This is a genomic window from Phycisphaerae bacterium, from assembly GCA_035384605.1.
Taxonomy (GTDB): Bacteria; Planctomycetota; Phycisphaerae; order UBA1845; family PWPN01; genus JAUCQB01.
This window is the reverse complement of the sequence record DAOOIV010000026.1, coordinates 12,532-34,349: the sequence shown is the minus strand read 5'-3', so window position 1 is coordinate 34,349 and position 21,818 is coordinate 12,532. Positions and strand designations below refer to the sequence as shown.

At 61.9% G+C, this 21,818-nt stretch carries 21 protein-coding genes; 12 read left to right on the top strand and 9 right to left on the bottom strand.

Annotated features, from left to right (window positions below; translation table 11 throughout):
- Positions 1-134: 134 nt before the first annotated feature.
- Complete coding sequence (locus tag PLL20_08305; protein HPD29981.1) at positions 135-998, bottom strand: sigma-70 family RNA polymerase sigma factor; 864 nt, start codon at positions 996-998, stop codon at positions 135-137.
- A gap of 254 nt (positions 999-1,252) precedes the next feature.
- Positions 1,253-3,076 carry a 30S ribosomal protein S1 gene (locus PLL20_08300; protein ID HPD29980.1) on the bottom strand — a complete coding sequence of 608 codons (1,824 nt, stop codon included), beginning with the start codon at positions 3,074-3,076 and terminating at the stop codon, positions 1,253-1,255.
- 350 nt (positions 3,077-3,426) lie between these two features.
- Here PLL20_08300 and PLL20_08295 point away from each other — a divergent pair, with 350 nt between their 5' ends.
- Positions 3,427-4,146, top strand: coding sequence for a hypothetical protein (locus PLL20_08295; GenBank protein HPD29979.1), 720 nt, complete (start codon positions 3,427-3,429; stop codon positions 4,144-4,146).
- On the opposite strand, the gene PLL20_08290 is transcribed toward PLL20_08295, so the two are convergent.
- Positions 4,143-4,520 carry a DNA polymerase ligase N-terminal domain-containing protein gene (locus tag PLL20_08290; GenBank protein ID HPD29978.1) on the bottom strand — a complete coding sequence of 126 codons (378 nt, stop codon included), beginning with the start codon at positions 4,518-4,520 and terminating at the stop codon, positions 4,143-4,145. The genes PLL20_08295 and PLL20_08290 overlap by 4 nt on opposite strands.
- Before the next feature lie 105 nt (positions 4,521-4,625).
- On the opposite strand from PLL20_08290, the gene PLL20_08285 reads away from it, so the two are divergent.
- Positions 4,626-5,222: a tetratricopeptide repeat protein gene (locus tag PLL20_08285; protein ID HPD29977.1), complete on the top strand. Its 597-nt coding sequence runs from the start codon at positions 4,626-4,628 to the stop codon at positions 5,220-5,222.
- Between the two features lie 55 nt (positions 5,223-5,277).
- On the opposite strand, the gene PLL20_08280 is transcribed toward PLL20_08285, so the two are convergent.
- The 3 genes from PLL20_08280 to PLL20_08270 all read right to left on the bottom strand — a co-directional run bounded on the left by PLL20_08280 (position 5,278) and on the right by PLL20_08270 (position 8,995).
- Positions 5,278-6,282 (bottom strand): DUF4922 domain-containing protein, encoded by a 1,005-nt coding sequence (locus tag PLL20_08280; GenBank protein ID HPD29976.1) that lies wholly within the window; start codon positions 6,280-6,282, stop codon positions 5,278-5,280.
- Positions 6,283-6,411: 129 nt separating this feature from the next.
- On the bottom strand, positions 6,412-7,545 hold the full coding sequence (gene proB / locus PLL20_08275) for a glutamate 5-kinase (protein ID HPD29975.1): 1,134 nt from the start codon (positions 7,543-7,545) through the stop codon (positions 6,412-6,414).
- On the bottom strand, positions 7,523-8,995 hold the full coding sequence (locus PLL20_08270; protein HPD29974.1) for a 3-deoxy-D-manno-octulosonic acid transferase: 1,473 nt from the start codon (positions 8,993-8,995) through the stop codon (positions 7,523-7,525). The genes proB and PLL20_08270 overlap by 23 nt, the downstream gene beginning before the upstream one ends.
- A gap of 235 nt (positions 8,996-9,230) precedes the next feature.
- Here PLL20_08270 and PLL20_08265 point away from each other — a divergent pair, with 235 nt between their 5' ends.
- The 3 genes from PLL20_08265 (at position 9,231) to PLL20_08255 (ending at position 12,581) form a co-directional block, all read left to right on the top strand.
- Positions 9,231-10,082: a hypothetical protein gene (locus PLL20_08265; protein HPD29973.1), complete on the top strand. Its 852-nt coding sequence runs from the start codon at positions 9,231-9,233 to the stop codon at positions 10,080-10,082.
- Between the two features lie 631 nt (positions 10,083-10,713).
- Positions 10,714-11,337 (top strand): GNAT family N-acetyltransferase, encoded by a 624-nt coding sequence (locus PLL20_08260; GenBank protein ID HPD29972.1) that lies wholly within the window; start codon positions 10,714-10,716, stop codon positions 11,335-11,337.
- Positions 11,338-11,354: 17 nt separating this feature from the next.
- Positions 11,355-12,581, top strand: coding sequence for a PTS transporter subunit EIIC (locus PLL20_08255; protein ID HPD29971.1), 1,227 nt, complete (start codon positions 11,355-11,357; stop codon positions 12,579-12,581).
- 463 nt (positions 12,582-13,044) lie between these two features.
- Here PLL20_08255 and PLL20_08250 read toward each other — a convergent pair whose 3' ends face one another.
- The gene (locus PLL20_08250; GenBank protein HPD29970.1) at positions 13,045-13,986 is read right to left on the bottom strand and encodes a PEP-CTERM sorting domain-containing protein; all 942 of its coding nucleotides are present in this window, start codon (positions 13,984-13,986) and stop codon (positions 13,045-13,047) included.
- Positions 13,987-14,539: 553 nt separating this feature from the next.
- Here PLL20_08250 and PLL20_08245 point away from each other — a divergent pair.
- The gene (locus tag PLL20_08245; GenBank protein ID HPD29969.1) at positions 14,540-14,701 is read left to right on the top strand and encodes a hypothetical protein; all 162 of its coding nucleotides are present in this window, start codon (positions 14,540-14,542) and stop codon (positions 14,699-14,701) included.
- A 505-nt stretch (positions 14,702-15,206) separates the two neighbouring features.
- On the opposite strand, the gene PLL20_08240 is transcribed toward PLL20_08245, so the two are convergent.
- Positions 15,207-15,404 (bottom strand): PspC domain-containing protein, encoded by a 198-nt coding sequence (locus tag PLL20_08240; protein HPD29968.1) that lies wholly within the window; start codon positions 15,402-15,404, stop codon positions 15,207-15,209.
- Between the two features lie 1,136 nt (positions 15,405-16,540).
- Here PLL20_08240 and PLL20_08235 point away from each other — a divergent pair.
- The 6 genes from PLL20_08235 (at position 16,541) to PLL20_08210 (ending at position 19,758) form a co-directional block, all read left to right on the top strand.
- On the top strand, positions 16,541-16,738 hold the full coding sequence (locus tag PLL20_08235) for a hypothetical protein (GenBank protein ID HPD29967.1): 198 nt from the start codon (positions 16,541-16,543) through the stop codon (positions 16,736-16,738).
- The gene (locus PLL20_08230) at positions 16,735-17,163 is read left to right on the top strand and encodes a PIN domain-containing protein (GenBank protein ID HPD29966.1); all 429 of its coding nucleotides are present in this window, start codon (positions 16,735-16,737) and stop codon (positions 17,161-17,163) included. Before PLL20_08235 ends, PLL20_08230 begins: the two co-directional genes overlap by 4 nt.
- Positions 17,164-17,245: 82 nt before the next feature.
- Positions 17,246-17,434 (top strand): hypothetical protein, encoded by a 189-nt coding sequence (locus PLL20_08225; protein ID HPD29965.1) that lies wholly within the window; start codon positions 17,246-17,248, stop codon positions 17,432-17,434.
- Between the two features lie 80 nt (positions 17,435-17,514).
- Positions 17,515-17,769 (top strand): hypothetical protein, encoded by a 255-nt coding sequence (locus tag PLL20_08220; GenBank protein HPD29964.1) that lies wholly within the window; start codon positions 17,515-17,517, stop codon positions 17,767-17,769.
- Positions 17,766-18,164, top strand: a complete 399-nt coding sequence (locus PLL20_08215; GenBank protein HPD29963.1) for a type II toxin-antitoxin system VapC family toxin — start codon at positions 17,766-17,768, stop codon at positions 18,162-18,164. The genes PLL20_08220 and PLL20_08215 overlap by 4 nt, the downstream gene beginning before the upstream one ends.
- Before the next feature lie 64 nt (positions 18,165-18,228).
- Complete coding sequence (locus PLL20_08210) at positions 18,229-19,758, top strand: YifB family Mg chelatase-like AAA ATPase (GenBank protein ID HPD29962.1); 1,530 nt, start codon at positions 18,229-18,231, stop codon at positions 19,756-19,758.
- A gap of 325 nt (positions 19,759-20,083) precedes the next feature.
- Here PLL20_08210 and PLL20_08205 read toward each other — a convergent pair whose 3' ends face one another.
- Complete coding sequence (locus PLL20_08205; protein HPD29961.1) at positions 20,084-21,793, bottom strand: CTP synthase; 1,710 nt, start codon at positions 21,791-21,793, stop codon at positions 20,084-20,086.
- Positions 21,794-21,818: the final 25 nt, after the last annotated feature.

Genomic DNA, 21,818 nt, shown 5'->3' with positions numbered 1-21,818 from the left:
AAGGCTGAAGGCGGAAGGATGAGTCAAGACAGGATGGAGTGCGGAACAGATTCCGCAAACAAAACCGGCCCGGAAGGATTCCGGGCCGAGCGGTCTAGTAGTCTAATAGTCGAACAGTCTAAAAGTCTAGCAGCCTACATCTCATTGAACGCTTCCCGCAACTTCTTGAGGGCCTCGCGTTCGAGTTGGCGGACGCGCTCGCGAGTCAGGCCGATCTTCGCCCCGATATCCTTGAGCGTCATCGGGGCCTGGTGCTCGCCCATCCCGTAGCGCATTCGCAGGATGGTCGCCTCGCGTTCGTCGATCTTCTCGAGCAGCCGCTGGATGACTTCGGCATCGGCGTTGCTGAACGCCGCCGCCTCGGGCGAGGGGGTCCGAGAATCGGCGAGAATATCCGACAGACCGAAGGAGCCTTCGGCGCCTCCCGGCTGGACCGGTGCCGAGAAGGCCTTGACCGCGCGGCGAATGATACGCAGCTTGCGCTCCGAGAGCTTCATGTGCTCGGCCATCTCTTGCAGAGAGGGATGCCGGCCAAGCTGGTTCTCGAGCTCGGCCCAGGCCTTCTTCCAGTCGGCGATCATCGCGACCATGTAGGCCGGAATGTGCACCGGTTGGGAGCTGTTGATCAACGCTCGCTTGATGGCCTGCTTGATCCACCACGAAGCGTACGTGCTGAAGCGGGTCTCCATGGTCGGATCGTAGCCCTCGACCGCCCTGAGCAGCCCGATGTTCCCCTCCTCGATCAGGTCCGACAACGACAACCCGCGATTGAGGTAATTCTTGGCGATGTTGACCACCAGGCGCAGGTTGGACAAGACCATCCGGTCCCGAGCCCGGGCGGCCTCCTCTTCCAGTTTTTCCTTCTCCTGGAGCGAGATTCGACCCTCCCGCAGCAACTCGCCGGCCCTGATCGATTTCTGGATGATCGAACCCAGTTCGATCTCCTCCTTGGCCGTCAGCAGGGGAGCCTCATCGATCTGCTTGAGATAGTGTTGCAATCCGCTTTCGACCGCGATGGCGCTACCCTCCCTTCATCGTCCGGGTCTCTGCGACCCTGCCCGTCCCTGCGCGACCGGAGACATCCGCTGTCTCCGAGGAAGGATGAAGTCACACTCGGGCCGGACCGGCACTGCCCGTCCCCATCGGCAATCGACCGGACCCGGATTAACCGGCCCCTGATCTTCGCCGAGGTCCAAACCCGCTGCGGCGGGGCTCGCGAGGCTTCGGTCGGGGCTCCTGGCGATGCGAGCACTCACTCGCCGGCAACCTGTTCATCGGTTGTCTGGCCCCCCTCGGCACTCTGTGGGCTCGACTCGGCCGGGCGGATGGGCGAGTACTGAATCACATCTGTTGATTCGGCGCCCGGACCGTGCAAGCCGCCGCGACGAGGCTTCGGTTTGCTCGTATCGCGGGTGCCGTCGTCGGCCGCCGCCCATTCCGCGCGTTTCTTGCTCAGACCGATCTTCCGCTCTTGAGGATCAACCCGCAGAATCTTCACCTCGATCTCGCTGCCGATCTTGACCTCGTCATGCGGGTTCTCGACCTTATGATCCGCCAGCTCGCTCACGTGCAACAGGCCTTCCAGCTCCGGCTCCAGCTCGACGAACACGCCGAAGTTGGTGATCTTGGTGACCTTGCCCTTGACGATCTGCCCCGGAAGATAAGTCGAGGGAATCGCGTGCAACCACGGGTCTTCGGTGAGTTGCTTCGTCCCCAAGGCCACGCGCATCTTCTCCTGGTCCACCGAAAGAACGACGCACTTGACGGTGTCGCCCTTCTTGAGCACCTCGGACGGGTGACTGATCTTCTTCGTCCAGCTCATGTCGGAAACGTGCAGCAGACCGTCGATGCCTTCTTCAATCTCGATAAACGCCCCATAGTTCGTGAGGTTGCGAACCTTGCCTTCGATGATCGTGTTGGGCGGATACTTCTCGGCCACGCGCTCCCACGGGTTCGTCTCGATCTGCTTCATGCCGAGACTGATTTCCTGCTTTTCTTTGTTGATGTCCAGGACCACGACCTCGATCTGGTCGCCCAGGCTGATCAGCTCCGAAGGATGATTGATCCGGCGGGTCCAGCTCATCTCCGAGATGTGAACCAGTCCTTCCACGCCGGGTTCCAGCTTCACGAACGCGCCGTAATTGAGGATATTGACCACTTCACCCTTGATTCGCGAGTTGACCGGATAGCGCTGCTCGATGCTGTCCCAGGGATTCTCGGTCAACTGCTTGAGCCCCAGGGCGATCTTCTCCTTGTCTTTGTCGACGTTCAGAACCTTGACCTCGATCTCCTGGTCGATCTTGAGCATATCCGAGGGATGGTTGATCCGCTCCCAGCTCATATCGGTGATGTGCAGCAGGCCGTCGATCCCGCCCAGGTCGACGAACGCCCCGAACTCGGCCAGGTTCTTGACGATGCCCTTGCGGACCTCGCCGACCTGGATCTCGCCGAGGACCTTTTCCTTGGCCGCCTGCCGCTTCTCTTCAATGTACTTGCGGCGGCTGATAACAATGTTGCGACGCTCGGTGTCGATCTTGAGGATCTTGGCGTCGATATCCTTGCCGATGAACTCACCGATATCGCTCGGCCGGCGAATATCCACCTGCGAGGCCGGCAGGAACACCGGAACGCCGATGTCCACCAATAGGCCGCCCTTGATTTTCCTCATCACGCGGCCGCGAACGTCGTCGCCTTCCTTGGCGGTCTCGACCAGACGCTGCCAGTTGAGCAGGCGGTCGGCCTTGCGCTTGCTGATGACCACCAGGCCGCTGTCCGACTCGACCGTTTCGAGCCAGACGTCCACTTCGTCTCCAACGTCAATCGAGGACGGATCGTCCCACTCGGAGGCCGGCACCACGCCCTCGCTCTTGAGACCGACGTCGACGACAACGTCCCCCCCAACCAAGCCGACCACGCGACCCTTCAGAATCGCACCGGTCTGGAAGTTGCCCAGGGTGGTGTCAATGGTCGTGGCCAGCGCCTCATCCGTGGTCTGGCCGCCCATCATCTCAGCAAGTTCCTTTTCGAACGAATCCTCGTTCACATCCAGAGAGTTGATCAGGTTGTAATCTACCATCTATGTTCCGGAAGCCTTCTGTGCATCAGGAGATCCCGCGAGGCAAAAACTCACAGCCGTGACAGGCCTGGTGGACCTGCCTCGGACGTCCCCATGAACGTCGGCGACGCGGCGCAAACCTCTTGCGCTCTTCCCGGTCGTGCCGAAACGGATACTATAGGCGAAAGCCGCCCTTTAAGCCAACCCCGCCTGCGCGGCCTGAAAATGCTCACGCAGCCGGGAGGCTGATCAAAACCTTGCGGCCGGAGATCCGCGCATCTTGCGAGCGCGCTGCTCCCCGATTGCAGTCTTTGCCTGCACGCCGCGAACAGGCGGTCTGCGTTAGCTCAGGTGCGGAAAGGGTTTACGGCATGGCTGGACGTCCAGGCAGATTGAAGTGGGTGCGGCGTATCCTTTGCGCTGCCGGCCTGCTCATCTTGGTTACCGGCGTTACTCTCTGGCTGATGTTCCAGCACATCCCTTCGTGGTACCGCCCCCCGGCCATCGCCCCGGCCAACCATCAGCGAATCCGCAACGACTGGGCCGGCAGCCGCGACAGCCTTCAACAGGCTATGTTGCGCGAAGAACCTTTCGAGTTTGCCGTGACTCAAGACCAGATCAATTCCTGGCTGGCCATTCGCGAGGCCATATGGCAATTGTCCAGAGAATGGCTGCCCTCCGCCTTGTCCGAACCCTTTGTACGGATCGAGAAAGACAGCTTGCGCCTGGCTGCCACGTACCGCAGCGGGAGTATTCGAACCGTGCTCTCCGCCCGCCTCGAAATCGCCCTCCGAGCCGACGGAATATGGGTCAGGCTGGCCGGCCTGGACGCCGGCTCTCTGGGCGTTCCCGACGCGTGGGTGCGCGAGCGGTTGAGGTTGATCGACGGCCGGGCATGGTCGCCCGGCAAGAAAAGCCGCTATCAACTGGGCGGGCCGCCTCTACCCTCCCTGCCCACGCTTCCCGACGGAGCCGTCTTCCCCGCGACCTGGGTCTGGAAAGAATCAGAATTAGCGCTGCCCTTTGAGATCGCCGGCCTGCGTTTCGAGCCGGGGGTGCTCGTGGTCAGCCTGCGACCTTTGCCCCGCTAATCCAGCCTTGTGAACCGCCAAGACTCCCCGCTCGGTCCGTCAGCCTGCAGCCGGAACCGCCCGGAAAGCCGCTCCCCGCTCAGGATGACGACATATGATCGAGAGTTGTCCTCCAGGATACGATAGGTCCCTCGATCGCTTCGGGTCACGTACCCCCGATTTCTGCTGATCGGACCTTCATAGTCCAAGTAGTCATACCTGTGGTCCGGCAGGCGACGGGCCGAAATCTCTTGCGGACCCGGTCCCGCGGCCGACGGGTCGGCCGCCAGTTGCCAGGTCGCCAACACGGACCCCGTATCCAGCATCAGATCCCAATGGACCCCGTCCCGAGTGTCATGTCTCAACAGAACGAAGGCAGCTCCGGGTTCACCCATGCGTCTATTATATGCCGATGTATCCTTGATGCCCGTCCAAGCGGAGGATAATATCCCCCGACAGACACGGATGATACCCTGCCCGGGTCATGGAGGTGATCACTCATGATGCGATGCACATCGCCCGTATCCATGGTGACGGTGGCGGTCGGGCTGTCGCTGCTCGCCGTCATGACTGGTTGCACGCCAGATGTGACGGATATCCGCAACGTTGGGATCAAACAATACCAGGCCGGACTTCAGATTGAATCCATGGCGACCTTCCGCCGAGCGCTCGAACTGGCCCCTAACGATGCCGTCAGCAATTACTACATGGGCCTTCACTACAAGAATCGCGCCGATCGCAAGTTCTCCGAGGGTGACCTGACCGGAGCGTACAAGCAGCTCGACACGGCCATTATGTACTTCAATCAGGCCACCACGAGCATCCCCAGCTTCATCGAAGCAATCAAAGAAAAGAAAGACGCCTTGGCACGCCGCGGGAAGTATGAACAAGCGGTCAACATGGCCGAGCACGTAGCTCAGCGGATCCCGGGTGACAAAGTGACGCAGTACGTTATCCTCGGCAATCTGTATCGCGACGCCGGTGACGCCGATAATGCACTGCGAGCCTACAAGCAGGCCCTTGCCATGGACCCCTCCTCCACCGAGGCCCGGGTCGAGATCGAGCGTCTTTACGAGAGAGCCCGCCGGCCCCGGTAATCCGTGGCCGCCTGTCCTCACGAATGCTCAACGGGGAACGGAAGCACGCCGTGCCTTACCTGCGGCCCTTTCGGGCAAGCAGATCTCTTACCTCGGCGAAGCTTTCGGGGGGCAAAAGGGCCTCGCGAAAGATGGTTTGCATGATTTCATCGGTCAGCCGCTCGAAATCACGCGGGCGAGGTGAGACGACGATGCCTGCCAGGTCGGCTGCGCCGGGACTGATAAGAAAATCATCCTCGCCCGTTCCGTAAAACCGCGGCCGATGCGCGCCTCGTGGAAAAAGCCAGGTAACCCAACGCTCCTCGGTATAGGTCGCGAAAAGGTTAAGCATCGGCTCGGGCTCGACCGGCCGCACCTCTCCCAAGACGATCACCACCTCGCGCAACGAGGCGGCCATGGCATCTTTCGAGTCGCCCATCAGCACGATCACCGGCAAACTGCCGGGACGCGTGACGGCGATCCGCACAGGGTCGTCACGAACCCATTCCAGCCGGCGTTGCCCGTCGGCAGGATCACCGGCCGCCAACTGGGTAGCCAGTTGAGTCTCAAACGGCAGGGCCCCCGCCCGCGCCGCCTGAAGATGAAGATGGTCAGGAGCCGAAGCACCACTGGCCGGACCGTTATAGAAAACGGTGTACCGGCCGTCGAGATCCCTCGACATACTGAGCAGCCCCTCGATCGCGGGACCAACCCGCTGCGGTTCGTGATCGATCCATGCCACCGTGTAGTGCGGCTCAAACAGCGGCGCAGGATTGCAGAGAATGAGCCAGCGGTCGCGGTAAGGCACTGAAGCCTGAGCGACCGGACGATTCTCGGTGCACAGAAAACAGGGTCGTTGGGCCAGCGACTCCGCGTCCACCTTTGCCCCGCTGCTTTTGATCCGCGCCGGGTTGCATTGCGCCGTTACCCGCCAGCCGTTGACGTGAAAGGTTCGCGTCCGCGCCTGCCTCAGCGCCGCCAGTCCCTCGGCCAGCATCTCCCACGTTTCCGTTTGCCGTTGCCAAAGAGCTGAAAGCTGATACGCCAGTTCACCGGGACCGGTCGCTTGCTGCTTGTCCATCGAGTTCTGATCTCCACATCATATCCCCCGTAACCGGCCGTCCCCCCGTGCGCCCCCATGTTAGCACGTCCCGCCACGCAACGGTAATGCCTCGACCCGAGGCGTTGCTCCCGGCGGCAACCACGCAGTTCATCTCTGTCCTGCGATGATCACCAGATTGTCGCGATGGACCGCCTCATCGAAGGGTTTTGAGCCTAACGCGGCCGCTATCTCGCAAGACTTCAGGCCTTTGATCATCGCAAGTTCGGTCGAGCTGTAGTTCGAAATGCCGTGGGCGAGGACGCGGCCATCGGGACCGGCGATCTGCACGATGCTGCCGCGGTCAAATTTGCCTTCAATCCGGGTAACACCACGGGCCAGCAGGCTCTTGCCCTGCGTGTGTACCGCGTTGGCGGCGCCCGCGTCGACGACGATCACGCCCGTCGGCCGAGCCGCCCCCACGATCCATCGCTGCCGAGCCGACAACTTGCGTGCGGCCGGGGCAAAGATCGTGCCCACCCGCTCGCCGTTGAGCAGCCTGAGCAACGCGCCGGGCTCGCGACCGTTGGCGATCACGACGCACTCGCCGGCCTCGCTGACCATTCGAGCCGCCCCCAGCTTGCTGAACATACCACCGCTGCCAAGCGGGGATCGTTCGGCCCGGGCCAGCGACTTCACTTCGGTGTTTACGGCCGGCACAAGATCGACCAGTTGCCCTCCGGAATCCAGTAACCCGTCAACCACCGTCAGCAAGACCAGCAGGTCGGCACGCAGCAGGTTCGTGACCATCGCCGCGATCGTGTCGTTGTCGGCGAAGCGGTCGAGCTCGTCGATCGCCACGGTGTCGTTCTCGTTGATGATCGGTACGGCCTTGAGCCGCTGCAGGGCGGAGATGGTGTTCGAGATGTTCACATAGCGGTTCCGCTGCTCGAAATCCTTCCGCGTCACCAGCACCTGACCGACCAGCAACTCATGCCGGGCAAACTCCCGCTCGTACATGCTCATCAGCGAAGGCTGGCCGATGGCGGCCACCGCCTGGAGCACCGGCATTGAACGAGGTCGCCTGGCCACGCCGGTCTTGCCCATGCCGGCCCCGACCGCCCCACTACTGACCAACGTGACCTTCACGCCACGCTCGATCAGGGTCGCAATCTGATCGGTGAGCGACGCGATAACCGTCTGGTCGAGCTTGCCGTTCTCGCAGGTCAACAGGTTGGTGCCCGCTTTGACCACGATGCTGCGAACGCCGGCCATGATCTGTTTACGAAGCGTCGTGCTGGGCACGTTCCATGATCTCCATCAGGTGGTTCACCGTTCGCTCGGTGGCACCACGGTTACGTTTGACGATTTCCTGGCCTCGGCGGGCCATCTCCCCCGCGGCAACCGGGTCGTCGAGCAGGTCGCTGACCGCCTCGGCCAACCGCTCCGCCGCGTCAGGAGCCGACGAATCCACCGAAAGAATGCGAATTGCCCGGCCGGCGTCAAGACGCTCGACGGCCTCGGCAAAATTCTCCGTGTGCGGACCCACAATGATCGGCCGGCCCAATCCGGCAACCTCCATCATGTCCGAGCCACCCATGTCCGCCAACGTCCGGCCCACAAAAACGACGTCCGCCAAGGCATAGAACTTGCGAAGCTCGCCCATGGTGTCGCCAAGCCGAACCGCCGGTGATTCCTCACCTGACGAGCCGCCGGGCACATGTGCTAGGGCAGCGTCGAGGTCGCTGCGGCGACCGAGACCTGCCGCATGGTCGAGCGCAGGACGGCAGGTCTCCGCCGCCTCCGGCGGCTCCGACCGTGCCCTACCCTTCTCGCACACTTCTCCGGCTGGACGGTCCCCGTCCGGACACCGACTCCGCCGCAGACACGCGAAACCCGACTGCCGGATCAGCTCGGCGACCTCGTCGAATCGCTCCGGCTTGCGAGGCACGATCATGAGCTGAAGCTGGGGCCGTCGATGCCGCAACAAAGCATAGGCCCTGAGGATGATCGCCTCTTCGCCGTCGCCGGTGCTGCCGCATACCCACACCGGCCGGTTGCGGTCGATGCCCATGGCTCGGGCCAGTTCATCCCTGCCGGGCAACGAATCGGCCACTTGGGCGGTGTCCCATTTCATCGAACCGGTCACCGTGACCCGATCCGCCGGCACGCCCAGCCGCCGGAAGCGATCCGCGTGCTCCTCGGCCAAGGCCCCCACCCACGTCAGCGAGCCGAACATTCGGCGGGCGATCGGCATGATCCAACGAAACCGCCGCATGCTCTTCTGCTCGGTCAACCGGCCGTTGATCACCACCACAGGAATGTTCCTCACCTTGGCCTGGCTGATGAATTGGTACCACACTTCCGCTTCGACCAGGACGATCATCGTCGGAGCGATGCGGTCCAGAGCCCGCCGCACGAACCGACTGAAATCCAGCGGGTACCGCACGACGATCAGGTCTTTGAACAGCTTGCGCGCCTGGTCGATGCCGGTGTCGGTGGTCGCCGAGATGACGAAATCGAGCTCAGGGCAACGGGCCCGCCACATCTCCACCAGCCCGCGGATGGAGTTCATCTCGCCCATCGAGACGGCGTGGATCCACACCCGAGGCCGACCCGGCGGTAACTGCGGCAACAGGCCCCGCCGCTGGTCCCAGTCGCGCCGATACTTGCCCGTCAGCCAACGTCGATAGGCTACAATCGGCGCAAACGCCGCCGCCGCCAGAAGATAGCACAAATCAACGACCCAACGCATGGGACTATCATAGCCGTTCCCCGGCCGCAGGGAAGACCGCTCTTTGGCTCCCGCCACTCCCCTCCCAGTGATCGCCCCGCCGGGTGATGCGAGCGATTAGCCAGGCAAAACCACCCTCGCTATCCGAGGCCCGCAGCCGGCAGAAGACCATTTTGGAACCCAACGCAAGAAACAGGTATGCTATCCCCCGACGACTCCCTGAACGTTTCTTTCGTCCTTGAACGGAGGTCCATCGATGTCCTCGAGAATCAGAAGCGGTCTCTTGGTGACGGGCGCGAGCATCATGGTCGCGGGGACCATGTCGGTCATTGCGATTCTCAGCATAACGCCGGTCCGGGCGGCCGACGAGGCGGCAAAGCCCACGATCCACATCTGTGGTATCCGCGTCGTCGGAACAGGTTTCAAAGACAAGGAATCGGAACAGCAGCCCTTCAATCAGCCGCAGGGCACGACGCTCGCGATTCTCGTCAGGCAACCGTCGGGCGAGTTGATCGGTTTTGACGAACAGGAAAGCGTGTTGTCGGCCTTCACGAACGACAAGGGCGACAGCCTTCTGGACAAAAAGGAATCATTCGACGAGGGCTTCGGTTCGTTCCCACAGGTCAGCAAAGACGGAAAGGCCGCCATCATCGAGTTGTCCGCCAAGCGCCTGCCCGGCAAGGGCGCCCGAGAGTTGCGCGCAAAGGGGAGCCTTGCCTTCAAGACCGGCACGCAGAAGAAGACGGCCGTGGAGAAAGCCGTGGCCTTGAAGAAAGGCACCACGTTCAGCGTCGGGCCCATTGAGATCACCATCAAACAGACCGGTAAGCCGCAATGGGGCGATGAGCCCCTCGAAGTCACATTCGAGATGGGCAAAGCGGGTGACAGCCTCGCAGGCGTCCGCTTTCTTGACGACAAGGGCACGCCCATCAAGTCTTCCGCTTCGAGCTCGGCGAGCATGAGACTCGCCGGCATGGTCAAGCTCAACAAGAGTTACAGGCTGGCCCGGCAGGTCGAGACCGCGACCGTTGAGGTCACCTATTGGACGGATATGAAGACCGTCCGAGTTCCCTTCGACCTGACGGTCGGCCTGGGATCGGTCGAGTAGAAAGAATATACGTGAAAACCGACGGCGCTGGTCGGTGGAGAAGTATCGAGGTCCCCGTGGCCACCGAGATCTGCCAAGAGGGCGCAATCGAGGCTGGCAACCCCGTCTTCGGTGACTTCGACCCAACCTTGCCGTTTTCATACGTTCTTCCAGCCGGACGCCGCCGAAAAGAGTTCGCACCTGGCTGATAGAACCTTTCAGCTGGACATCGGTGCGGCTTGCGCGCATGTTTCTGGATGGCAGTGCGCTTGGGTTGCGGCCCGCAAAAAGGCGGTCCGCCTTGGGTTATCACGCTCGACGTCGGGTTTGGCTGGAGCGAGCGGTCGGCGATCAGCCCTTGACACGCGGCGGTCCCTTCGCGATCTCTCGCGGCCAGGCCGCGCCGCGGGTCAAGGGTCGGCTATCCGCAAATTGCTCCGTGAGCGCGGATCCCACGAGCTTCGTGCGCGGTTGCCTCCGCGTCCGGAACCGGGAAGACCCCGGGATGCCCCGGTTCCCCTCGCCGGGGCACCTTTCGCGGCGGCATAGCGGCGCGATGGCGGCGCCTCGTAACTCAAAACCCTGATGGCTCTTGCGCGCCGCCGGTAGGTATTGACTCGAGGCACTCCAATCCTGTATGCACATCGGCAGCATGAACAGATTCACGATTCGTTCCGCCCTTCCCGGCGACGAGGCCGGCGCCTACTATGTCTGCCTGAAGACCGGAGACAACGGCAAGGATGGTGAGCCGCTTTACCGCGACGATCCGGATGCATTGGGAAGAATCTTCGTTGGCCCCTACCTTGCTTTTGAGCCGGAGCTGAGCCTGATACTCGAGGATGAGCAAGGTATTTGCGGCTATGCTTTGGCGGCCTTCGACTCTCGCTCATTTTACGCGCGCTATGAGGCCGAATGGCGGCCGCAACTGTGCGCCCGTTTCCCCGAGCCGCAAGGCGATCCCGGTCGATGGACACGGGCTCAGCAAGTTCACTACTGCTATCACCATCCCGACTATTTCTGTCCGGAGCCATATGCGGTTTTCCCCTCGCACCTGCACATCGACCTGCTTCAACGGGCGCGGGGGCTTGGTTTCGGACGACGCATGATGGAGCAGGTGATGAACCGACTCCGCGAGCGCGGTTCACCCGGCGCGCATCTGGGGGTGAGCACGCTCAATACCCCGGCTTTGGGGTTCTATGAGAAGCTCGGCTTCCACGAGTTGGTTCGGGTTGGAGGGGACAAGGATGGCTGCATTTACTTGGGAAAGAGACTTTGAACTCCGCCGGCGGCCTATTGAACCGATACATCGTGCCGTCGCTCACCACGCTGAGCGAGAACACGTGCCTGTCCGCAATCCGCGCCGGTATGATGACCGTCGTGCCGCTGACGATCATCGGCGGCTTGTTCATGATCGTGTCGTTTCTCCCGGTGAAGGGCTGGAACGATCGGGTCGCGCCCTGCCTGCCGTTGCTGCAGATCCCCGTCACCGCCACTTTTGGTCTGCTCGCCGTCTTCGCGTGCTTTGCCGTTGCGTACGATTACGGGAAGCGGCTGAATCAGGAGGCCATTGTGAGCGCCGCCATGGCCGCGCTGGTTTTCCTGATGGTTCAACTCAAGCCGGATGACCAGGGCTTTTCCATGGACGGCCTCGGCTCGAAAGGCCTGTTTACGGCCATTCTCATCGCCCTGATCACCGTGCGCGTCCAGAAGTGGTTCACGGACTCGAACCTCGTCGTCAAGCTGCCCCGGAATGTGCCGCCGGTCGTCTATGAATCGTTCCTGTCGCTGAGCCCGATGTTCTTTCTGGTAGTGGTTTTCTGGTTGATCCGGTTCGTGGCAGGGTTGGACATCAACCACCTGCTGCAAACCGTGTTGACCCCGCTGGTCTTTGCCCTGAACACGCTGCCCGGCATCCTGGTGTACGCGTTTCTCGTCACCCTCCTGTGGTCCGTGGGCATCAATGGCGACAACACCATGGACGCCGCTGTCGCGCCCGTCTTCCTGCAATACCTGGCAGCAAATGTGGAGGCCGCTTCGCGAGGGCAGCCGCTGCCCTATGTGACCGCGCTCGGCTTCTTCACCAGTTTTGTCAACGTCGGCGGGACGGGTGCCACCATTGGGCTTGCCTTGGTCATGCTGCGATCGAAGGAGCCCGCCTTTCGCAAGATCAGCCGTCTCTCACTGCCCACCCAGATCTTCGGCATCAACGAACCCATCTTCTTCGGCTTCCCTGTCGTCCTGAATCCGATCTTGATGATTCCCTACATCTTGAACGCGTTGATCCTCACCACCGGTTCCTACCTGCTAATGAGCTGCGGAGTGATTCAAAAGCCGTTTGTCGCCGTGCCGTGGACAACCCCGCCGGTCATCGGGCACTACCTGGTTTCCGGCGGCGACTGGAAGGCGGCAGTCTGGGGAGTCGTTTCGATCGGACTGGCGATGTTGGTTTACTACCCCTTTGCCAAGGCCGCCGAGCGCCGGCGCCTCCACGCGGAAACCAAGAGCCAGGCCCGGGAATAACCTGATCCATCGGGATGCCAGATGTGAACGACGAATGTCCGAAAGAGTCTGCCTTTCCGCCAAACGTGCGGTCGTTCGTCCGTCGCTCTTGCCGGTCCTGCCAAACCTGGGCCAAAAGAAGAGTCAGAGAACGGTCCTGGCTCGGGCCCGCCCGAGAGCAGGCTTGACTCCGCGATGCCCGGGCCGCAGATCGTTGCGTGCGAGATACGATTCTGCCATCCACGTGCAGCATCGTGTTGCCAACCCACGTGGTTGCGGGCAACGTGGACCAGAGAACAACGAAGGGCATCCGCGACCCGGCAACAAGATGGTTTTCGGATCTGTTCCCGGCGCAGGGGTTGGCCGTGTGGGAATCGCGACCAGAGCCGATCAATGTACGGATCTGCTCCCGGCGCAGGGGCCGGTCTCTTTCGGTTCTCACGCTTGCCGATGCCGCGGGCTCCCGCCGTCAATGCTTCGTCGTTTAGAACCTGCGACGATGGTACAGGACAGCCGCCCCGGCAAGACCAAGCAGAACCATTGTCGCCGGTTCAGGAACCGGCAGGATGGTGAGGTGCTGGGGCTCATCTTCACCGCTGATCAGCGTGGTGAGACCGCTGCCGTCAAGGCCGCACTGCAGGATGCGGTCGCCCGAGCGGTCCACCAACAACAACCTGCCGGAGTCCAGATCGAGGGTCACATCGTTCAGGTACCCAAGTTCTGCATCGACGATCACGGAGGGCGTGCCCGGTCCAAGTCCGAGACGACGCACCCGCTCGTTCACCGTAACGCCGGTCTCGCTCCAGTAAAGGCGGCTGGACTGCGTGTCGACGGCCAGGTCGGTAACCTTCCACAGAGAACTTACGGAGGTCAGGTACGTGGCGCTGCCGCCGTTCAGGTCCCCCATGTAGATGTCGGTCCCGACGCTATACTGAAGCCAGAACAGCTTCTGATGGATAGGGTCAATCTCGATCGCCCCGGACGAAGCCAGGCCGGAGCGCACGAGCTGCTTGTTCGACCCATCCGGACCGGCCCGCCACAGCTCGCCGTTGACATTCGCCCAATACACGTCGCCGTTGAGGCGGTTGATGGCAAAGTCCCCCGCGGTCGTGTACATCTTGGTGTCGGTAATCACGAGCTCAGCGTTGCCGCCGTCGTAGTCAGCGCGTTTGATGTAACCGCCCGATTCAAACCAGTAGACCTTTCCCACGGCAGGACTGTCGTGGACCTCGGCGAAGATGGGATAATTGGGCTTCGACAGCCACGTGTTGATGTTGGTCCCGTCAAGGTTCGAGGTCCGTATGCCGTCGTGCATGGACCAGCACAGCAGAGGCGCCGCCTGAGCTGCACCCGCCAACGTCAGGAAACAGAGGATTGCTGCAAGACCCCACATGGTGGTGCGTGTGGAAACAGATAGGTGAATCACGACGATCTCTCCTCTCCCTATGCGGGTCCCTCACCTCTGTGGGCACGTCGACTTGTTGACGATACACACAACGCGAAATTGTCAGCCGACGCGGCTGACTCTCAGAGCAGGCTCGTAGCCTCACGTGTGGGTCGATTCCGGCGAGGAACCACAAATCTGGAATAGCGCCCGATTACACTCGACCCGTCCCGGACTGCTGCGGCCCGGGTTGATGCAGTATCATCTTATCCGATTCGTGCCGGATATGCTATGACTCACCACACCCTGGATGACTTTTTTTGCAAAATATTTCTGAACGGAATCCACCGAGGCCCGCGACTCTTTTCGGACTACCCCCTCAACGAAGATTGAAGACAAGTGTGGTTTCAAGATGCTCGTACGCTTCTTGCAGGACCGAGACCCATGTTGCCCGGGGTCCTCGTGAGAGTCAATCTGACGGGACAGGCGGGCCTGACTGCCAAGCCCCCGCGCAGAAACAGACCGGGCTCGACTGGCCGGCCACCCGATGCCTGTGGCAGCCTGAACCCTTCGTGTGCAGGCATACGATGCCCCCATGCGCTCCAGGTTAAGCAGCGTCGCTTTAATGGGGATTGAGGCCTTGACCTGCCGGGTGGAGGTGAACTGCGCCGAACATGGCTTCGAAAAGGCGGCCATTGTGGGCCTGCCGCTGCCGCCGACTGAGCCGTTTCGAGCCGGCTCGGGCCTTGGACTGTGATCAGGTTACTCTCTTCCGTCGCGACTGGTGCGCATTTGGCGCGCATGTTTCTGGATCGCAGACCACTTGGGTTGCGGCCCGCAAAAAGGCGCTCCGCCTCAGAGGCCGTGTTGCACAAGTACAATGCCACCGAAGACCTCCGTGCGATTGACGACTATCTCGCCGACGCTCGGGCTCTTGAAGAACTCCACGCCGCCAAACACAGATGTTGGTCATCTCCGACACATCCCCACTCCTCCCGCTCGTGGGAATCGGCCGCGCTGATGTGTTGCCACGCCTGTGCGGTTCCGTAGTTGTCCCGACGCAGGTAGTCGAGGAATTGGCGAGTCACAGGCGACCGCCCGAACCGGGATTGCCTCGACTAGCGACACAGGACAACTCGCTTATCGCGAACCGGAGAATTCGCCAGGAGCCCGAGGACTGAGACCGAGGCAACCAGGCACAGACCCGCACCCGAACTGTCGCAGGGGAAGGCCTGGACGACTCGCGCGAAGCTCTGCATCGCCTAATCCTCGAGGGGCATGAGCAGCCAGAGGATGAGGTAAACGATGATTCCCGGAAAGGCCGCCGACAGGACGCTGACGGCGACGTAAAGGATTCGCACGTTGGCGGACGACAAGCCGAAGAAGTCGGCCAGACCGCCGCAGACACCGGCGATCATCCTGTCGGATCGGCAGCGGCGCACGACCTTGTACTCAGCCATGGGCAGACTCCAAGATGCGTTCGCAGGGGGGGCGAGAATTTGGTGCCCGGCCGACTCTTCCATGGTGCCCCTGCGCGGTTACCCCACCGGAACCTTCTGGGCCATTGTATAGCCACCTTCCCCGCCACACCTCCCAGGTCTTCCACCAAAGAAGACACCTTCAAGTTGTATACATGTCTTAACTCATCCTCCCGCCCTCACCCTTCGTTCTTCCATCCCCCCGTTCCGCTCCAGCTCACTTTTCCGGAACGTATGGCGTGTTCTGTTCACAAAGGACTGACGGGGCCACTCTGCGCGCCGGCTCATGGCAGGAGCGTCCGAACCGATGCCATCGTGCCGCCTTCCGATGAGCAACCCGCCGACCTGTCGCAACCGCTGGCGCGGCTGACCGCCCCAATGTACCTCTTGGTGCGGATTGGAGATGACCCCCTGGAGACCGACGGCCGATCGCTCAGCGCGGTCCGCTATAGGAGCTTTAGCCTATCAGCCAGACTGATATCGCAGAGGCAGATGATGATCCGGAAAATCTTCAAGATCCCGATACATAATAATGCTAAACGATTATTCGAAAATAGGTTATATCGATCAAGCCGGTCTCTGACCTCGGCCCTTTCCCCACGCCTCACGCAAAGCGCCAAACGAACCCAGCTTGCAGCCCCGCTTTATTCAGCAGACAATCCCGCCGGCTACCGCATCAGAGGAACAACGAGTATCGATCACCCGTCACTTATCCGCCGGACGAATCTCGGTCTGTCCCATCCCGCTCGCCGCCGAACACCGACGCCCGAAAGCCCGCCGGGCCAAACGAACCCGTCCAAAGCCCCGGCCCGCCCTCGTCGCTCAGCAATCGCCCTCAGCCGATTGACCCGATCTTTGGTCCTGCCCTACAGGCAATTCCTAGTTCTTCATTTGATGCTCGTGCCCTTTGTCTCTAGAATCCCAGCCACGCCCTTGAAATTTCACAGCATTGCTTTAATGCCCATCGAGGCTCTGCCGCGCGAGATCGAGGTGGACTGCGCCGAGCACGGGTTCGAGAAGGCCGCTATTTTCGGCCAGGCGGATGTTGCCGCTGAGCACAGGGTTGAGTGTATGCGACCACCGTTCTATCGGGCTATAATCTCCGATGGAGGTCGCCCATGACGTACAAGGGAATCGTGAAACACGGCAAGATCGAACTGGAGGAGGGCATGCCGCTGGCCGAGGGGACGCCAGTGCGAGTCGAGGCTGAGCCGGCCGATTGGCAATCCGAGTGGGAGGCATTCGCCCGTGAGGTTGACCGAGAGTGGAAGAGTCCACTGTCTGCCCTGGAAGCCCTTCGAGAGTCCCGACGATGAGTGTGGTCGTTGATGCGAGCGTGTTCGTCGCAGCTTCACGGCCATCGGAGGCACACTATCGGGAGAGTGTGGAGTTCCTCGTGATGTTGCGTCGTGAGGCAGAGACGATCTGTTGCCCGGTACTGGTACTGGCTGAATGTTCCGGCGCGATTGCCAGGATGACTCAAAGCTCAGCGCTTGCCGGACGAATCGTACGTCTGATCGAGGGAATTGAAAACCTGCAAATGATTCCCCTGACACTCGCGTTGGCAAAGCAGGCCGCACAACTGGCTGGCGATCACCGTCTTCGGGGTGCAGATGCCGTGTATGTCGCGGCAGCTTCGGAGCTCAAGGCTGCGCTCGTGACCTGGGATGATGAGATGCTGCAGCGAAGCCCGCGGACTGTCTCCGCTATCACCCCCGCACAGTGGATCAGGAAAGCATAAACGCTGTCTGGAATCTGGTCCCGCTTTACGGTTGCGACCCAAGGCATCTGCCTTATCGCCGATGTCCCCGTAGAATCCCCCCATGCTCTCCAAATTACACAGCGCTGCTTTCATGACCATCGAGGCTCTGCCGCGCGAGATCGAGGTGGACTGCGCCGAGCACGGGTTCGAGAAGGCCGCCATCGCTTGCCCCGGCGAAGCCTACGCCCCATCCGGTACACGGGGCGAGACCTGTGGCGTAGCCGGGTCGGCCTGCCCGATGCGGCCGTGAAGGAAAGCCTCGAACGCGTCCGGGCGAAACCTCATGCCGTCGCTCGGCCGATCAAGGTATGATGCGACTGGAGGTGACCCGTGAGCAGCGAAAGCGTTACCACCCGCGGCATCGCGCGGGGCAAGACTATCGAACTGGAACGGGAGCCGGGGCTGCCGGACGGTCAACAGGTCAAGGTCACGATGGAACCGGCTGACAAGGAGAGCGATCTGTCTCCAGGCGAGGGCTTGCGCCGATCGGCGGGGGCTTGGGCTGATGACGCCGAAGGCTTGGACAGGTATCTCGAATGGAATCGGCAGCAGCGCAAACTGGGGCGACGGGAACGACCTGAATGAGCTTCCTCGTCGATACGGACGTTTGTTCTGCTCACCTCAAAGCGAAAGGTGTGGTCACCAACCGCTTTCTGCAATACGCCGGTCGGTTGCACATCTCGACAGTCACACTCGGCGAATTGTACGCTTGGGCATTGCGAGCCGAGGCTCCGCCGGCACGACTTCGAGGTTTGCGGGAAATGCTCGCAGATGTAACGGTCCTTGAAGTCACCGCGAGGATCGCCGAGAGGTTTGGGCAGGTGCAAGCCGGTTTGCTCGATGCGCGCAGACCCGCCCCCGCCATGGATCTGTTGAACGGTGCCGTCGCCCTTGTCCACGATCTGACCCTGATGACACACAATGTCCAGGACTACGCCGGCATACCTGGTCTGCGGGTCGTGGACCGGACAGTGCCCTGACGCTCCGGCAGGATCATTCGCCCGTGAGTTTGCCTTGTCCGCAACCCGCCCGTAGAATCCTTCCATGCTCTCCAGATTACACAGCGTTGCTTTAATGGGGATCGAGGCTCTGCCGTGCGAGATCGAGGTGGACTGCGCCGAGCACGGGTTCGAGAAGGCCGCCATCGTCGGCTTGCCCGATGCGGCGGTGAAAGAGAGTCTCGAACGCGTCCGGGCGGCCTTGAACAACTCCGGTTATGACTGGCCTCGATACAAGACGGTCGTCAACTTGGCCCCGGCAGACGTGAAGAAGGAAGGGCCGGCGTTCGACCTGCCCATCGCACTGGGCATGATCTTCGCCAACGGCCAAGGCACGCCCGAGCCGGCAGGCCAGTACCTGATCGCCGGCGAGTTGGCCCTCGACGGGCGCGTACGGCCGGTCAAGGGCGCACTGTCCATGGCCATCCTTGCCCGCGACAAGGGTTTTAATGGCCTGATTCTGCCCCGCGAGAACGCCCCCGAGGCGGCTGTCGTCGAGGAGATCGAAGTCATCGGCATCGGCACACTGGCCGAGGCCGTCGGCTTTCTCACCGGCCAGCTCCCGCTGGAGCCCACGGTGATTGACATCAACGCCGTCTTCGCCGACGCCTCGCGATATGAGGAGGATTTCAGCGAAGTTCGCGGCCAGGAGTCGGTCAAGCGGGCGGTCACCGTGGCTGCTGCCGGCGGACACAACATCCTGCTGATCGGACCACCCGGAACCGGCAAAACGATGCTCAGTAAGCGGATTCCGACGATCCTGCCGCCACTGAGCCTGGCCGAGTCGCTCGAGACTACGCGAATATACTCTGCGGCCGGCAAGATGCCCGCCGGACAAGCCCTGCTCGCTCGACGGCCGGTGCGATCACCACACCACTCGGCCAGCGGACCCGCCCTGGTCGGGGGCGGCTCGATCCCGCAGGCCGGCGAGGTCTCGCTGGCTCATCATGGGCTGCTGTTTCTCGACGAGTTCCCCGAGTTCCCGCGGACGATTCTGGAGACGCTCCGTCAACCCCTGGAAGACGGCGTGGTCACCATCGCCCGCTCGCACTCCGCCATCACCTTCCCCGCCCGCTTCATGCTCGTCGCGGCCATGAATCCTTGTCCCTGCGGCTACTTCACCGACCCGAACAAGCCGTGCAAGTGCAGCCCGCTGCAGATCGACAAGTACCTCTCGCGGATCAGCGGCCCCCTCATCGACCGCATCGACATCCACATCGAAGTCCCGCCGGTGCCTTACCGTGAGCTGCGCGGCGAGCACGCCGGCAGCAGCAGCCCCGAGATGCGCGCCCAGGTCGAGCGGGCCAGGCGGATCCAGCGAGAACGCTTTGGCGACACGAGCACCATCCTCAACGCCCGCATGACGCCCAAACAACTCCGCAGGTATTGCAGGCTCGATGCGGCGGGAGAACAACTGCTCAAACAGGCCCTCACCGAGCTGGGTCTGTCCGCCAGGGCCCACGACAAGATACTCCGCGTCGCCCGGACGATCGCCGACCTGGCCGGGGAAGAAAACATCCGGCCTGAGCACGTGAGCGAGGCGATCATGTACCGGCGGCTCGACCGGCAGTTGTGAAATGGACCCACCGGTACGCTGTAAAGGATACGGATGCGCTGCGACCGGCAATTGCAGATGCCTTTGAGGGCGAACGGGTTGAGGTGGCTCGCTTCTTCCTCGACGAGTTGCGGGCCGGTCAATTCGTTCTCACTGATGTTCGCCGCGCACTCGTTTCAATCGCGACTTCCGGGGTCTTCGTCAAAGAGCGGCAGGCGAATCCCAAGGCCGACCGCCTTCTTGCGGCGCGCAACCCCAGCGCACTGCGATCTGCAATCATGCGCGCAAGCCGCACAGATCTCCGGCCGCAAGGCCTTAGACTCCCTGACTCCCTCCTCCCGGACTCTTATGTTCCCGCGTTGACCTTTGTCGCGTCGACCGCGGTCGTTCGGCCGGTATCCGATGATTGCGCCTTGGCCAGTGCGGCTTTGACCAATCCGAGAAACATCGGCTGCGGGCGCAGCGGTCGGCTTTGGAACTCGGGATGCGCCTGGGTCGCAATGAAATAGGGGTGAACGTCCTGCGGCAGTTCAAGAATCTGCATGATCGGGTAGTCGGGGGCTTTGCCCGAGAAGATCAGCCCGCCGGCCTCGAGCCGCTCGATGTACTGCGGATCCACCTCGTAGCGATGGCGGAATCGCAAGCGGACTTCCCGCGCCCCATTGAACAGCCGGGCGGCCAGCGTGTTGGGCTTGATCTCCACGTCTCGTCCGCCAAGCCGCATGTTGCCGCCGAGCCCCTCGATTTGTTTCTGCTCGGGCAGGATGTCGATCACCGGGTGCGGAGTGTCCGGGGCAATCTCGGTGCTGTTGGCGTCCTGCAAGCCGCAGACGTTGCGCGCGTATTCGATCACCGCCATCTGGAAACCGTAGCAGATTCCCAGGTAGGGAATACCCTTCTCACGGGCGCACTTGATGCAGCCGATCTTGCCCTCGGTGCCACGCACGCCGAATCCGCCTGGGACGATGATGCCGTGAACGTCACCGATTGCCCGCGCGGCCTTCTCGGGATCCAGTTCGGTTGTGTCGACCCACTTGATATTCACGTGGCAGTCCGCCGCCGCGCCCGCGTGCTCCAGGGCATGGATGATGCTCGCGTAGCTGTCACGCACGGACGTGTACTTGCCGATCAGACCGATGGTAACCTCCCGCGACGGGGACTGAATGCGATTCAGGAATTCGCCCCAGATCGCGCAAGCTTTTTTCTCGCCTTCGGGGTGCAGCCGGCCGCGAATCCTGAGCGTATCGATCACCACCTCGTCCAAACCGGCTTCACGCAGCATCTCGGGAATCACGTAGATGCTTGCGCAGTCATGCATCGAGAAGACGTTGCCAATGGGCACGTTGCTGTACAGGGCGAGCTTCTCCCTGACCTTCTGACTGATCGGTTCCTTACCGCGGCAGGCGATGATGTGTGGCTGGATGCCCGTGGCCAGCAGCCCCCTGATGCCCAACTGAGCGGCCTTGGATTTCTGTTCGCCCAGCATCGGCGGCGAGATGATGTAGGTGAGGGCGACGAAAGTGCACGAGTCGGGCCCCTCTTCGAAGGCCAACTCGCGCATCGCCTCGATGTAGTAGGAGTTTTCCACGTCCCCGACCGTTCCGCCGATCTCGACGAAGACGACATCAGCGTCGGACGTCACCGCCAGCTCCCGAAGCTTGCTCTTGACCTCGCCGGTGACGTGGGGGATCATCTGAACGTCGCGCCCCAGGTAGCTGCCCTGCCGCTCCTTTTCCAGCACGCGGGAATAGATCTGACCGCTGGTCGCGAAGTTCATCCGCGTGAGGTCTTGATCGAGCATCCGCTCGTAGGTACCCAAGTCCATGTCCGTCTCCATGCCGTCGTCGAGGACGAAAACTTCGCCGTGGCGGTAGGGATTCAGCGTGCCCGAATCGATGTTCAGATACCCTTCGAGTTTGATCGGCGCGACCGTCAAACCCTTGTCCTGGAGGCATTTGGCCAGCGAGCTGGAGAAGATCCCCTTGCCCAGGCCGCTCATGACCGTGCCGAAGACGATCACATACTTGGTGCGACCGGGCCTGTAGCCGGCGGGCATGGGGGCGTAGAACTCGGTGTCATCG